Genomic DNA, 13,710 nt, shown 5'->3' on the forward strand with positions numbered 1-13,710 from the left:
GTTCATGAGCCGGCCTGCGCACCAAGGCGCGCTCTGGGCGCTGCTGGCCGGCAATTTCGTGATCGGCACGGGTGTGATGGTGGTGCCCGGCACGCTCAATGAAATCAGCGCGTCGCTCGCTGTCACCGTTGCGACAGCAGGGCAACTGATCACTGCCGCCGCGGTCGTGATGTGCCTCGGTGCACCGCTGCTGGCAGCCGTGGTCGCGGGATGGGACCGTCGCCAGTTGTTGGCCCTGTCCCTCATCTGGTACGCCGTTGGACACGCCCTCGCAGCCCTGATGCCGAGCTTCGGCGCCCTGCTGCCGGTGCGCATGCTCACGGTGGTGGCGCCGGCCATCTTCACACCCCAAGCCGCCGCCTGCGCCGGCATGCTGGTGCCGCCGGAGCACCGCGGGCGGGCCGTGACCTTTGTCTTTCTCGGCTGGTCGATGGCCTCCGTGCTGGGCCTGCCCATCGGCGCACTGATCGGCGGCCATCTTGGTTGGCGAATGGCCTTCATGGCCGTTGCGATGCTCAGCGTCGTGAGTGCGGCCTCGATCTGGCTGACGCTGCCCAGCCACATCCGGCCCGCCGCGCTGACGGCTGCCGCATGGTCGCGCGTACTGCGCAGCCCGGTGCTGATGGGCATCGTGTCGGTCACGGCGCTGCAGGGTGCCGGCCAGTTCGTCCTGTTCAGCTACTTCGGGCCTATCCTCAAGCACAGCTTCGGCGCCGACGCCACCATGCTGAGCCTGATGTGGGCGCTGTTCGGCGCCTTCGGCCTGGTGGGCAACATGGCGGTCAGCCGCTTCATCGATCGCGTGGGCGCTGGCCGCATGGTGCTGCTGACGACCTCGCTGATCGCGCTGAGCCTCCTGCTGTGGCCCTTTGCGAGCACGCTGGCCTGGCTGGCGGTGGTGCTCGTGCCCTGGGGGCTGGGCTGCTTTGCCGCCAACTCGGCCCAGCAGGCGCGGCTCGTCGGGCTCGCGCCCGCGCTGGCGCCGGGTTCCGTGGCACTCAACAGTTCCGGCATCTACATCGGCCAGGCGGTCGGTGCGGCGCTGGGCGGCTGGCTGCTGGCCAACGACGCCGCGCCCTGGATGAGCAGAGTCGGCCTGGCCCTGCTGCTGATCGCCATCGGTCTCAGCGTGGCCATCGACCGCAGCCGCCGGCCGGCCTGAATTCGCGGCCCCGCGTAAAACCCGGGACGCCCCCGACTCCGAGGGTTGCAAAATCGACGTCTGCGAAGGCTCCTCAGCCCACACCTGCACACCAGGTCCGGATACCACCCAACCAGCGAAAATCTCCAGCAAATGACTTTGAACTACACCCGAATCGGCGTCATCGGCGCCGGCGCCATGGGTCGCGGCATCGCGCAGATTGCCGCCCAGGCGGGCAGCGACGTGCTGCTGCTTGACAGCTTTGCGGGCGCCGCAGAGCGCGGACGCGAAGCCCTCATCGCCCAATGGAACAAGCTGCATGAAAAGGGCAAGCTCGACGCCGCGGCGCGCGATGCCCAGATCGCACGCGTGCAGGCCGCCGATTCGATCCAGGCGCTGGCCGGTTGCGACCTGGTGATCGAGGCCGTGATCGAAGACCTCGAGGTCAAGCGCAAGCTGTTCCGCGAACTCGAGAGCGTGGTGGCTCCCACCGCCACGCTGGCCACCAACACCTCGTCGCTCTCGGTCACGGCCATCGCGGCCGGGCTCGCGCAGCCCGAGCGCGTCGCGGGCTTCCACTTCTTCAACCCCGTGCCGCTGATGAAGGTGGTCGAGGTGGTGGCGGGCTTCAAGACCGCACCGGAAGTCTGCAAGCAGCTGGCCGGCTATGCGGTGCAGATGGGCCACAGTGCGGTGCAGGCACAGGACACGCCGGGCTTCATCGTCAACCATGCGGGCCGCGGCTACGGCACCGAGGCACTGCGCATCGTCGGCGAAGGTGTGGCTGATTTCGCGACCATCGACCGCATCCTGAAAGACCAGGCCGGCTTTCGCCTCGGCCCCTTCGAGCTGATGGACCTGACGGCGCTCGACGTGTCGCACCCGGTGATGGAGTCGATCTACCACCAGTACTTCGAGGAACCGCGCTTCCGCCCAAGCGTGATCACCGCGCAGCGCCTGGCTGCTGGCGCTCTCGGTCGCAAGACCAACGAAGGCTTCTACCGCTACCAGGACGGCGTGATGCAGCAGACGCCCGAAGCCGCCCCCCCCGTGGTCGACGGCACGCCCTCGGTCTGGGTCTCCCCCCGCGCTGCACGCCGCGCCGAACTGCTGCGCCTGATCAACACGCTGGGCGCCCAGATCGACAGCGGCGCCGCGGCCGCACCGCACTCGTTGATCCTGGTGGCACCGCTGGGCTTCGACGTGACCACGGTCGCGGCCGTCGAGCGCCTGGACGCCACGCGCACCGTCGGCATCGACATGCTGATCGACGACGCCGCCACCAAGCGCCGCGTGCTGGCCACCAACCCCGCCACGCGCCGCGACATCCGCGACGCCGCGCACGCACTCTTCGCGCGCGACGGCAAAGCGGTGAGCGTGATCCGCGACAGCGGCGGCTTCGTCACGCAGCGCGTGATCGGCACCATCGTCAACATCGCCACAGACATGTGCCAGCAGCGCGTGTGCTCGCCGGCCGACCTCGAGACTGCGGTGCAGCTCGGCCTCGGCTACCCACGCGGCCCGCTCGCGATGGGCAATCTCTATGGCCCGACCAACATGCTCGAAGTGCTGTTCAACCTGCAGACCGTCTACGGCGATCCACGCTATCGCCCGAGCCCGTGGCTGCGCCGCCGCGGCGCGCTGGGCCTGAGCCTGCTGCACGAAGAAGAATAAGAAACCAACGAACCGGAAATGCCACAGCGATGACCGCCGAACTCAAGAGCACGAGCGAAGGAAGCACCATGGTGCTGACAATCGCCAATCCCACCCAGCGCAATGCACTGGGCCCAGAGATCTATGCCGCAGGCATCGAGGCGCTCAACGGCGCCGAGGGCAGCGCCGAGATCCGCAGCGTCGTCATCGTGGGCGAAGGCGCATGGTTCTGCGCCGGCGGCTCGCTGCAGCGGCTGCTGGCCAATCGCCAGCTCGACCGCTCGGTGCAGGCCGAAAGCCTCGAGGGACTGCACAACTGGATCGATTCGATCCGCACTTTCCCCAAGCCGATCATCGCAGCGGTCGAGGGCGCAGCGGCCGGCGCGGGCTTCTCGCTCGCACTGGCCTGCGACTTCGTGGTGGCGGCACGCGATGCGGTGTTCGCGGCCTCGTACAGCAATGTGGCGCTGTCGCCCRATGGCGGCCTGAGCTGGCATCTGGGACAGCAGTTGCCGCGCCAGCTCGCGAGCGAATGGCTCATGAACGGCGAGCGCATCGGCGCACCGCGGCTGCATGCACTGGGGTTGGTGAACGAGCTGACCGAGAGCGGGCAGGCTCTCGCAGGTGCCCTGGCGCTCGCCACGAAGCTCAACGCACGCGCACCGAACTCGCTGGCCAGCATCAAGGAGCTGCTGAGCGAGGCGCGCGGCGCCACGCTGGCCTCGCAGCTCTCGCAGGAGCGGGACCACTTCGTGCGCAATCTCCACCACGCGAATGCCGGCATCGGCATTGCCGCGTTCCTCGAAAAGAAACCTCCGCAGTACGAGTAGCGCCGCGTCGCTCCCGTGACACCCTTCAGCTTTTCAGTCGCCGAGAGGACAGACCAATGGACGACCCCATTCTTACTATCGAAGAACGTGAAGCGATCAACAGTGGTCGCTGGTTTTCTTCTCTATCTCCATCGCTACGGCACGACATCCTCCGATGCGCTTTCGTCAAACGCTACAAAGACGGCGACCTGATCGCCGCTCGCGGCGACCCTCCCGAACACTGGATTGCCTGCGCCAAGGGCGCGGTGCGGGTGAGTTCGACGGCCGTCTCGGGCAAGCAGGTGACGCTGACCTACGTGGAGCCGGGCATCTGGTTCGGCGACGTGGCGATGTTCGACGGGGACCGGCGCACGCACGACGCCTATGCGCATGGGGACAGCACGATCCTGTGCGTCGCGCGGGCCGATTTCCAGAAGATACTGGCTGCGCACGTGGAGCTGTACGAGGCGCTGATGCGCCTGCAGGCACGCCGCATCCGCACGCTGTTCGGACTGGTGGAAGATCTCAACACCCTGCCCTTGCGTGCCCGGCTGGCCAAGCAGCTGATTCACCTGGTGCGCAGCTACGGCGTGCCCAACCTGGACGACGGCAGCCAGATGCGCATCGGCCTGCAGCTGGCGCAGGAAGAACTCGCGCAGCTGCTCGGCGCATCGCGCCAGCGGGTCAACCAGGAACTCAAGACCATGGAACGCGAGGGCACCATCCGGATCGAGCCGGGCGGCCTCGTGGTGCTGGACCGCGCGGCATTGATGCGCGTCTCGGAAGCGGACATCTGAAATGAGCCAGGACTTCTCCAACTTCGTCGGTACCCGTGCGGTGTCGCAGCAGCACGCCTTCGACGTCGATGCGCTTTCGGCCTGGCTCGAGAAGAACCTCGATGGCTTCAAGGGCCCGCTGACGGTCGAGATGTTCAAAGGCGGCCAGTCGAACCCGACCTACAAGCTCGTCACGCCGTCGCAGAGCTACGTGATGCGCGCCAAGCCCGGCCCGGTCGCCAAGCTGCTGCCCTCGGCCCATGCGGTGGAGCGCGAATACAAGGTCATGAGCGGTCTGGCCGGCACCGATGTGCCCGTGCCGCGCATGCACTGCCTGTGCGAAGACGAAGCCGTCATCGGACGCGCCTTCTACGTGATGGAGTTCATGGCCGGCCGCGTGCTGTGGGACCAGTCGCTGCCCGGCATGAGCAACGCCGAGCGCACGGCCATCTACGACGAGATGAACCGCGTCATCGCGGCGCTGCACACGGTGAATTTCGCCGACCGCGGCCTCGCCGACTATGGCAAGCCGGGCAACTACTTCGAGCGCCAGATCGGCCGCTGGAGCAAGCAGTACGTCGCCTCGATCACCCAACCCATCCCCGAGATGGACAAGCTGATGGAATGGCTGCCGGCCCACATGCCGGCGAGCGCGCGCGACGAGAAGATGGTGTCGATCGTGCACGGCGACTACCGGCTCGACAACCTGATGTTCCACGCCACCGAGCCACGCGCGATTGCCGTGCTCGACTGGGAACTGTCGACGCTGGGCCATCCGCTGGCCGACTTCAGCTACCACTGCATGTCGTGGCACATCTCCGGCGCGACCTTCCGCGGCATTGGCGGCCTCGACCACAAGAGCTTGGGGCTCCCGACCGAGAGCGAATACATCCGCAAGTACTGTGAGCGCACCGGCCTCACCACGCCGGAAGCGCTGGCGCCCGACTGGAATTTCTATCAGGCCTACAACCTGTTCCGCATGGCCGCGATCCTGCAAGGCATTGCCAAGCGGGTCGAGGCCGGTACCGCATCGAGCGAGCAAGCCGTGGCGTCGGGCCGCGGCGCGCGACCGATGGCCGAGATGGCCTGGCAGTTTGCCCAAAAGGCATGACCAGCCCCCTAACCCACCAGGAGACAGCATGGATTTCGAATATTCGGCCAAGACCAAAGAACTGCAGAAACGCGTCAAGGCGTTCATGGATGAAAACATCTACCCGGCAGAGGCCGAGTACAGCGCCGAGCTGGCCGCGAACACGGCTGYCGGCAAGCGCTGGACCGCACTGAAGACGGTCGAGAAGGTCAAGGAAAAGGCCAAGGCTCAGGGCCTGTGGAACCTGTTCCTGCCGGTCGACAGCGCCTCGGCCTCCGGCTACGCAGGTGCCGGCCTGACCAACCAGGAATACGCACCGCTGGCCGAAATCATGGGCGCGGTGCCATGGGCGAGCGAAGCTTTCAACTGCTCGGCGCCCGACACCGGCAACATGGAGACCATCGCACGCTACGGCTCGGAAGAGATCAAGGCGCGCTGGCTCAAGCCGCTGCTCGAAGGCCAGATCCGCTCGGCCTTCGCGATGACCGAACCCGATGTCGCCTCCAGCGATGCCACCAACATCTCGACCCGCATCGAACGCCAGGGCGACGAGTACGTGATCAACGGCCACAAGTGGTGGATCTCGGGTGCCGCCGACCCGCGTTGCGCCGTGTTCATCACCATGGGAAAGAGCGACCCGGACGCACCGAAGCACTCGCAGCAGAGCATGGTGATCGTGCCGGCCGATGCCAAGGGCATCCGCATCGTTCGCCCGCTCAACGTGATGGGCTACGACGACGCGCCGCACGGCCACGTCGAGATGTACTTCGAGAACGTGCGCGTGCCGGTCGACAACATCCTGCTCGGCGAAGGCCGCGGCTTCGAAATCGCACAAGGCCGCCTTGGCCCGGGACGCATCCACCACTGCATGCGCCTGATCGGCCTGGCCGAGCGCGCACTCGAGCTGATGTGCAAGCGCGCCTCCTCGCGCGTCGCCTTCGGCAAGACCGTCGCCTCGCAGACCGTCACGCAGGAACGCATCGCCGAAGCGCGCTGCAAGATCGACATGGCCCGCCTGCTCACGCTGAAGGCCGCCTGGCTGATGGACGTGGCCGGCAACAAGGTCGCGAAGAACGAGATCGCGATGATCAAGGTGGTCGCGCCGAGCATGGCCTGCCAGGTGATCGACTGGGCCATGCAGGTCCACGGCGGCGGCGGCATGTCCGACGACTTCCCGCTGGCCTACGCCTACGCCGGTGCGCGCACGCTGCGCTTCGCGGACGGCCCGGACGAAGTGCACCGCAATGCGATCGCCAAGTGGGAGCTGGGCAAGTACTCGGCCAACAAGACCGAAGCCGACATGCCTGTCACCCGCTTCTGATCTGTCTGCCCCCTCCCCTCCGGGAGAGGGTTGGGGCGAGGGCCGGCGGCGATCGATGCGCCCCGGCCCTTTTCACTTTCAGAGCTTCTTCTGCAGAAAAACCGCGTGCCCGAAGGCCGGGTCGAGCTGATAGCCGATGAAGCCCTCGCGCTCGTAGCTGCGCAGCGCGGGCGCATTGCCCGAGAGCACTTCGAGCGTGAGCTTGCAGGCGCCCCGCTTGCGCGCCTCCTGCTCCACCTGCGCGAACATGCGCTGCGCAACGCGCTGGCCACGATGGCTGGGCAGCACGACCACGTCGTGCACGTTGACCAGCGGCTTGCAGGCGAAGGTCGAGAAACCCTCGATGCAGTTGATCAATCCCACGGGCTTGTCGCCGTCGAAGGCCAGTACGCTGAAGGCTTGCGGGCGCGCCGCCAGCGCCGCGGGCAGGCCTTCGCGCACCGCGGCGTCGAGCGGGGTGCCGCCGCCGGCCGGATCTCGTGCATAGGTATCGAGCAGATCGACCATGGCTGCAGCCTGCGCAGCGTCGCGATAGTCCGCCACAAGGGTTTCGATGCTCATCGCGCCGGCTCCAGCGTCGCAGCGAGGCGCTTCGCGCAGGACTCGGCCTGCTTCGCATCGCGTGCTTCCACCATCACGCGCACCAGCGGCTCGGTGCCGCTCGCACGAATCAGCACGCGGCCTGCATCGCCCAGTTCGGCCTCGATGCGTTGCGTTTCGCTGGCCAGCGCCTTGTTGTCCTTCCAGTTCTGATCGGGTGCAATGCGTACGTTGATCAGGGTTTGGGGGAAGAGCGTGACGCCTTCAAGCAATTGCGCCACCGTCTTGCCGCTGCGCACGCAGGCCTGCAGCACCTGCAGTGCGCTCACGATGCCGTCGCCCGTGGTGTGGCGGTCGAGCGCCAGCAGATGGCCGGAGCCTTCGCCGCCAAGCAGCCAGCCGCGCTTGTCGAGCTCTTCGAGCACATAGCGGTCGCCGACCTTGGCGCGCACGAATTCGATCCCTTGGCCCCGCAACGCAACTTCGACGGCCTTGTTGGTCATGAGCGTGCCAACCACGCCCGCCGGCTTCTCGCCGCGCGCGATGCGCTCGGCCACCATCAGGTAGAGCAGTTCGTCGCCGTTGAAGAGACGCCCGGTGGCATCGACCAGTTGCAGGCGGTCGGCGTCGCCGTCGAGCGCGATGCCGTAGTCGGCCTCTTGCGCCGTCACGGCGGCGATCAATGCCTCGGGGTGGGTGGCGCCGAAGCCCTGGTTGATGTTGAGGCCGTCGGGTGCACAGCCGATGCTGGTCACTTCGGCACCCAGCTCATGGAACACATTGGGCGCCACCTGGTAGGCTGCGCCGTGCGCCGCATCGACCACGAGCTTCATGTCGCGCAGGGTCAAGTCGTTGGCGAATGTGCTCTTGCAGAACTCGATGTAACGCCCGGGCGCGTCGTTGAGGCGGCGCGCCTTGCCGAGATTGGCGGAGTCCACCCACACCGGCGCTTCTTCGAGCACAGCTTCCACCGCCAGCTCCCAGGCGTCGTCGAGCTTGCTGCCCTGGGCGCTGAAGAACTTGATCCCGTTGTCGGGAAAGGCGTTGTGGCTCGCGCTGATCACCACGCCAAGGCTGGCACGCTGCGCACGCGTGAGGTACGCCACGCCGGGCGTGGGCAGCGGACCCAGCAGCACCACGTCGACACCGGCCGAATTGAAGCCCGATTCGAGCGCCGATTCGAGCATGTAGCCGGAGATGCGGGTGTCCTTGCCGATCAGCACCGTGGGGCGCGACTGGCTCTTCTTGAGCACGCGGCCCACGGCATGCGCGAGGCGCAGCACGAAATCGGGCGTGATGGGCGATTGGCCGACGGTGCCGCGGATGCCGTCGGTGCCGAAGTATTTGCGGGTCATGGTGTTTGCTCTTGTGTTTGTTGTGGCTCTTCCGTCGCCTTCATGGCGCGCCATACCGCGAGGGCGGCGACCGTGTCGCGCACATCATGCACGCGCACCACGGCTGCGCCGCGGTCCACGGCCAGCACTGCGGCCGCGACGCTGGGCACGATGCGCTCGCCTGCGGCCTCGATGCCGGTGACTGCGCCGATCGACGACTTGCGCGACCAGCCCAGCAGCAGCGGATAGCCGGCCCCAAGCAGCTCGCGTTGCCGCCCCAGCAGGGCGAAATTCTGCGCCACGGTCTTGCCGAAGCCGACACCCGGGTCGAGCGTGACGCGCGAGGGATCGATCTGCAGCGCGCGAAGCTGCGCCACCTGCTCTGCCCAGAACGCCAGCACCCCGGGGATCACGTCGCCTTGCATCGGCGCGGCCTGCATGGTCTGCGGATCGCGATGCATGTGCATCAGGCAGATGCCGCACGACGGGTGTGCCGCCACGGCTTCGCGCGCGCCCGGCTGGCGCAGCGCCCAGATGTCGTTGACGATGTCCGCGCCCAGGTCGAGCACAGCGCGCATGACCTCGGGCTTGTAGGTGTCGATGGACAGCGGCACGTTCAGCTTCACGGCCTCTCGCACCACCGGGAGCACGCGCGCCAGCTCGGCGTCGAGTGGCACGGCGGGGCTGCCTGGGCGGGTGGATTCACCGCCGATATCGAGGATGTCGGCCCCCTCCTTCAGCAGTTGCTCGCAATGGTGCAACGCGGTCTCGGTGGAGCCATGCGCGCCGCCATCGGAGAAGGAGTCGGGCGTGACATTGACGATGCCCATCACGCGCGGCTGCGCAAGGTCGATCCTGAAGCGCGAGGTCTGCCAGACCGCACCTTGCAGTGCACCATGGAAAACGGGGCCAGAGGCCCCGTTGTTGCTTGGTATCAAGCCCACCTCAAGCGGCGGTCGGCGCCGGGTCGGGATTGACGGCCGGCGTGCCGCCACTGCCGCCGCTGCCCGACGGCGGGATGCGCGGCGTCCAGTCCTTGGGCGGACGCGGTGCGCGGCCGGCCATGATGTCGTCGAGCTGCTCGGAGTCGATGGTTTCCCATTCGAGCAGCGCCTTCGCCATCGCGTGCATCTTGTCGCTGTTCTCCTCGATCAGGCGGCGTGCCAGGGCGTACTGCTCGTCGATGATGCGGCGCACTTCGCCATCGACCTTTTCCATGGTCTGCTCGCTCATGTTCGTGGTCTTGGTGACCGAACGGCCGAGGAACACTTCGCCTTCGTTCTCGGCATAGACCATCGGGCCCAGCGCATCGGTCATGCCGTAGCGTGTGACCATGTCGCGGGCGATGGAGGTCGCGCGCTCGAAGTCGTTGCTGGCGCCGGTGGTCATCTGGTGCATGAACACTTCTTCGGCGATGCGGCCACCGAACAGCATGCTGATCTGGTTCAGCATGTACTCGCGGTCGTAGCTGTAGCGGTCCTGTGCCGGCAGGCTCATGGTCACGCCAAGCGCGCGGCCGCGCGGAATGATGGTGACCTTGTGCACCGGGTCGCACTTGGGCAGCAACTTGCCGATGAGGGCGTGGCCGGACTCGTGGTACGCCGTGTTGCGGCGCTCTTCCTCGGGCATGACCATGCTCTTGCGCTCGGGGCCCATGAAGATCTTGTCCTTGGCCTTCTCGAAGTCCTGCATCTCGACCACGCGCGCATTGCGGCGTGCGGCCATCAGGGCGGCTTCGTTGCAGAGGTTGGCCAGATCGGCGCCGGACATGCCTGGCGTGCCGCGGGCGATCACGCTCGGGTTCACGTCCTGGCCCAGCGGGACCTTGCGCATGTGCACGCCGAGGATCTGTTCGCGGCCGCGGATGTCGGGCAGCGTGACATACACCTGACGGTCGAAACGGCCCGGGCGCAGCAGTGCGGCGTCAAGAATGTCCGGACGGTTGGTGGCAGCCACCACGATCACGCCGAGGTTGGTTTCGAAACCATCCATCTCGACCAGCATCTGGTTCAAGGTTTGCTCGCGCTCGTCGTTGCCGCCGCCGAGGCCGGCACCGCGCTGGCGACCCACCGCATCGATTTCGTCGATGAAGATGATGCAGGGCGCGTTCTTCTTGGCGTTCTCGAACATGTCGCGGACACGGGCAGCGCCCACGCCGACGAACATTTCAACGAAGTCGGAACCCGAGATCGAAAAGAAGGGCACCTTGGCCTCGCCAGCGATCGACTTGGCCAGCAGCGTCTTGCCGGTGCCCGGAGGGCCGACCAGCAGCAGCCCGCGGGGAATGCGGCCACCGAGCTTCTGGAAGCGCTGCGGGTCCTTCAGGAAGTCGACGACTTCGCGGACTTCTTCCTTGGCCTCGTCGCAGCCTGCGACATCGGCGAAGGTCACCGTGTTGTTGTTCTCGTCCATCATGCGGGCTTTGCTCTTGCCGAAGCTGAACGCCCCGCCCTTGCCGCCGCCCTGCATCTGCCGCATGAAGTAGACCCAGACGCCGATCAGAAGCAGCATCGGCCCCCAGCTCACCAGCAGCGTCATGAGAAGCGAACTCTCTTCGCGCGGCTTGACGTCGAATTTGACGTTGTGGTCGATCAGGTCGCCCACGAGGCCGCGGTCGAGGACCGTGGCCGTCGTGCGGATCTTGCGATCGTCATTGGTGACGGCGACGATCTCGCCGCCGCCGGCACCCTCGGGGATGACGGCGCTCTTGATCTGGTTGTTCCGAACCTGGTCGAGAAACTCGGAGTAGCTGACTGCTCCCGAGCCGACGCCACCGCGGGTGTCGAACTGCTTGAACACAGTGAACAACACCATGGCAATGACGAGCCATACGGCAACTTTGGAAAACCACTGATTGTTCAAACGAAGCTCCAGTCGAAAGCGCGTGACGGGAATATGAAAAAACGCGCTGAGGGTACGCAATTGCGCCCCATTTTAGGCTTTTCAAGCTGCGAAAAGCGGGCATTTCCCTAAAGCAGCCATAGCCTGACAAGGGTTTGCGCTCCCTGCGGGCTTATGGCAACAAGGTATCAAGGCGTATCCGGCGCCTTCAACCCCATCCCGACAAGGAAGGTCTCGGACGATTTGTCGCGCGAAGCCTTGGGCTTGAACGGCTTCACGATGCGGAAATTGGCCTTGAACAGCTTCACCAGCTCGTCATAGCCGCTGCCGTGGAAAAGCTTGGCCACCAGCGCTCCTTCGGGCTTCAGATGGTGCTGGGCGAAGTCGATTGCAAGCTCGATCAGGTGGGCGACACGGGCGGCGTCGGCCGAATGGATGCCCGAAAGATTGGGCGCCATGTCCGAGACCACCAGGTCGGCCTTCCGGCCCGCCAGCACGCCCAGGACCTGCTCCAGCAGCTCCGCCTCGCGGAAGTCGCCCTGGAGGAAGGTCACGCCCTCGATGGGCTCCATCGGCAGGATGTCGAGCGCGATGATGGTGCCGTTCAGTTCGCCAGCCGCGGCGCCGCCGGGTGACATGCGCCGCCGCAGGTACTGGCTCCAGGCTCCCGGGGTGGAGCCCAGGTCGACCACCAGCTGGCCCGGCTTGACCAGCCCCAGCGACTCGTCGATCTCCTTGAGCTTGTAGGCAGCGCGTGCGCGATACCCCTCCCGCGTGGCCAATTTCACGTACGGATCATTGATGTGGTCGTGAAGCCAGGCTTTGTTGACTTTTTTGCTTTTTGCTTTGGTGCTCATTGGTAACCTCTGTGCTCCGCACTGCGGTATTCGCCTTGGGAACGGCCCGGCGGCTCAAGAGGTGCTTTCTACCCTCGATAATACGGGGATGCCCGCCATTCAACTTACCCCTGCCGAGCGCAAGGTGCACCGCGCCGAAGCTCACCACCTGGATCCGATCGTCATGGTCGGTGGAGACGGGCTCACCCCTGCCGTTAAAAAAGAGGCCGACGCGGCCCTCAAGGCCCACGGCCTGATCAAGGTTCGCGTCTTCTCCGACGACCGCCTCGCCCGCGACGCCATGCTGCGCGAGCTCGCCGAGGAACTCGACGCCGCCCCGATCCAGCACATCGGCAAGCTGCTGGTGCTGTGGCGCCCGAAGCCCGAAAAGGAGCGCACGGTCGATGAAGACCGCATGCCCGGCCCGCGCGACGTGAAGATCGTGAAATACAGCAAGCGCGGCGGCCAGCGCCCCGAAATCAAGACCCTGCGCGTGCTCGGCAACCAGCGGCTCACCCCCGGCGGCACCATCAAGCGCGCCAAGGCGAAGCGGCCGCTGTCGGCCAAGAAGCGCAACCAGGCGGACTGAACTTGGCGCCAGCGCAAGGCGCCCAGCGCCATATCCTCTGCATGAAGTGGGGCACCAAGTACGGCCCCGAATACGTCAACCGCCTTTACGCGATGGTGCGCCGCAACCTCAGCGGCGACTTCAAGTTCGTGTGCCTGACGGATGACGGCAACGGCATTCGCCCCGAAGTGACCTGCCTGCCGATTCCCCCGCTGAATCTTCAGCTGGCCCCCGGCCAGCGCGATGGCGCCTGGAAGAAGCTCACGACCTTCGAGCAGGACCTGCACGGCCTGCGCGGCACCGCCCTGTTCCTGGACGTCGATGTGGTGATCGTCGGCAGCCTCGACGCCTTTTTCGAGCAACCCGGCGAGTTCCTGATCATTCACGACTATGCCCGCCCCTGGCGGCGCGAGCGGATCACCGGGAATTCATCGGTCTACCGCTTCGAGCTGGGCGCCCACGCCGACGTGCTGGCGTATTTCCGCGCCAACATGGACAAGGTGCAGGCCGACTACCGCAACGAGCAGACCTACCTGTCCGACATGCTGCACAAGCAGGGCAAGCTCTCCTACTGGCCCGAGGCCTGGTGCCCGAGCTTCAAGTACCACGGCATCCCGACCTGGCCGACCAACTACTGGGAAGAGCCCTTCGTCCCGGAGGACGCGCGCATCATGGTGTTCCATGGCGAGTGCAACCCCCCCGACGCACTGGCGGGCAGGCGCAACCGGGCCTTTCGCTATATCCGGCCCGCGAGCTGGGTCGCGAAATTCTGGAAAGAATGAATGTGTGGATGGCGGCGAA

Annotated in this window: 13 protein-coding genes; 8 read left to right on the forward strand and 5 right to left on the reverse strand. The window is 66.2% G+C overall.

Translation table 11 applies throughout. From position 1 onward, the window contains the following. The first annotated feature begins 4 nt into the window (after nucleotides 1–4). From AC1DXX_RS08580 to AC1DXX_RS08605, 6 genes are all read left to right on the forward strand, one after another. On the forward strand, nucleotides 5–1,162 hold the full coding sequence (locus AC1DXX_RS08580; RefSeq protein WP_478133746.1) for an MFS transporter: 1,158 nt from the start codon (nucleotides 5–7) through the stop codon (nucleotides 1,160–1,162). A 132-nt stretch (nucleotides 1,163–1,294) separates the two neighbouring features. Next, the gene (locus tag AC1DXX_RS08585; RefSeq protein ID WP_478133747.1) at nucleotides 1,295–2,815 is read left to right on the forward strand and encodes a 3-hydroxyacyl-CoA dehydrogenase; all 1,521 of its coding nucleotides are present in this window, start codon (nucleotides 1,295–1,297) and stop codon (nucleotides 2,813–2,815) included. A gap of 29 nt (nucleotides 2,816–2,844) precedes the next feature. Beyond that, the gene (locus AC1DXX_RS08590) at nucleotides 2,845–3,624 is read left to right on the forward strand and encodes an oxepin-CoA hydrolase, alternative type (RefSeq protein WP_478133748.1); all 780 of its coding nucleotides are present in this window, start codon (nucleotides 2,845–2,847) and stop codon (nucleotides 3,622–3,624) included. 56 nt (nucleotides 3,625–3,680) lie between these two features. After that, nucleotides 3,681–4,400 (forward strand): Crp/Fnr family transcriptional regulator, encoded by a 720-nt coding sequence (locus AC1DXX_RS08595; protein WP_478133749.1) that lies wholly within the window; start codon nucleotides 3,681–3,683, stop codon nucleotides 4,398–4,400. Between the two features lies 1 nt (nucleotide 4,401). Next, a complete protein-coding gene (locus AC1DXX_RS08600; RefSeq protein ID WP_478133750.1) occupies nucleotides 4,402–5,490 on the forward strand; it encodes a phosphotransferase in 1,089 nt (362 codons plus the stop codon). 28 nt (nucleotides 5,491–5,518) lie between these two features. Continuing rightward, on the forward strand, nucleotides 5,519–6,790 hold the full coding sequence (locus AC1DXX_RS08605; protein WP_478133751.1) for an acyl-CoA dehydrogenase family protein: 1,272 nt from the start codon (nucleotides 5,519–5,521) through the stop codon (nucleotides 6,788–6,790). Between the two features lie 78 nt (nucleotides 6,791–6,868). Here the strand turns inward: AC1DXX_RS08605 and AC1DXX_RS08610 are convergent, their stop codons facing one another. From AC1DXX_RS08610 to AC1DXX_RS08630, 5 genes are all read right to left on the reverse strand, one after another. Then, entirely contained in the window at nucleotides 6,869–7,351 is a 483-nt protein-coding gene (locus tag AC1DXX_RS08610) for a GNAT family N-acetyltransferase (protein ID WP_478133752.1), read from the reverse strand. Beyond that, complete coding sequence (gene glmM, locus AC1DXX_RS08615) at nucleotides 7,348–8,685, reverse strand: phosphoglucosamine mutase (RefSeq protein ID WP_478133753.1); 1,338 nt, start codon at nucleotides 8,683–8,685, stop codon at nucleotides 7,348–7,350. The genes AC1DXX_RS08610 and glmM overlap by 4 nt, the downstream gene beginning before the upstream one ends. Continuing rightward, nucleotides 8,682–9,494: a dihydropteroate synthase gene (folP, locus tag AC1DXX_RS08620; RefSeq protein ID WP_478133777.1), complete on the reverse strand. Its 813-nt coding sequence runs from the start codon at nucleotides 9,492–9,494 to the stop codon at nucleotides 8,682–8,684. Before folP ends, glmM begins: the two co-directional genes overlap by 4 nt. A gap of 115 nt (nucleotides 9,495–9,609) precedes the next feature. Beyond that, nucleotides 9,610–11,526, reverse strand: a complete 1,917-nt coding sequence (gene ftsH / locus AC1DXX_RS08625) for an ATP-dependent zinc metalloprotease FtsH (RefSeq protein ID WP_478133754.1) — start codon at nucleotides 11,524–11,526, stop codon at nucleotides 9,610–9,612. 167 nt (nucleotides 11,527–11,693) lie between these two features. Then, nucleotides 11,694–12,362, reverse strand: a complete 669-nt coding sequence (locus AC1DXX_RS08630; protein ID WP_478133755.1) for an RlmE family RNA methyltransferase — start codon at nucleotides 12,360–12,362, stop codon at nucleotides 11,694–11,696. Nucleotides 12,363–12,450: 88 nt separating this feature from the next. Between AC1DXX_RS08630 and AC1DXX_RS08635 the strand changes: the two genes are divergently transcribed. Then, nucleotides 12,451–12,930, forward strand: a complete 480-nt coding sequence (locus AC1DXX_RS08635) for a YhbY family RNA-binding protein (protein WP_478133756.1) — start codon at nucleotides 12,451–12,453, stop codon at nucleotides 12,928–12,930. Between the two features lie 2 nt (nucleotides 12,931–12,932). Then, complete coding sequence (locus AC1DXX_RS08640) at nucleotides 12,933–13,691, forward strand: glycosyltransferase (protein WP_478133757.1); 759 nt, start codon at nucleotides 12,933–12,935, stop codon at nucleotides 13,689–13,691. Nucleotides 13,692–13,710: the final 19 nt, after the last annotated feature.

The organism is Variovorax sp. P4_B10 (assembly GCF_056402375.1).

Coding starts and splice junctions, on each gene's coding strand:
- AC1DXX_RS08580 (WP_478133746.1), top strand. CDS start 5: ATGAGCCGGCCTGCGCACCAAGGCGCGCTCTGGGCGCTGCTGGCCGGC.
- AC1DXX_RS08585 (WP_478133747.1), top strand. CDS start 1,295: ATGACTTTGAACTACACCCGAATCGGCGTCATCGGCGCCGGCGCCATG.
- AC1DXX_RS08595 (WP_478133749.1), top strand. CDS start 3,681: ATGGACGACCCCATTCTTACTATCGAAGAACGTGAAGCGATCAACAGT.
- AC1DXX_RS08600 (WP_478133750.1), top strand. CDS start 4,402: ATGAGCCAGGACTTCTCCAACTTCGTCGGTACCCGTGCGGTGTCGCAG.
- AC1DXX_RS08610 (WP_478133752.1), bottom strand. CDS start 7,351: ATGAGCATCGAAACCCTTGTGGCGGACTATCGCGACGCTGCGCAGGCT.
- glmM (WP_478133753.1), bottom strand. CDS start 8,685: ATGACCCGCAAATACTTCGGCACCGACGGCATCCGCGGCACCGTCGGC.
- folP (WP_478133777.1), bottom strand. CDS start 9,494: ATGGGCATCGTCAATGTCACGCCCGACTCCTTCTCCGATGGCGGCGCG.
- AC1DXX_RS08630 (WP_478133755.1), bottom strand. CDS start 12,362: ATGAGCACCAAAGCAAAAAGCAAAAAAGTCAACAAAGCCTGGCTTCAC.
- AC1DXX_RS08635 (WP_478133756.1), top strand. CDS start 12,451: ATGCCCGCCATTCAACTTACCCCTGCCGAGCGCAAGGTGCACCGCGCC.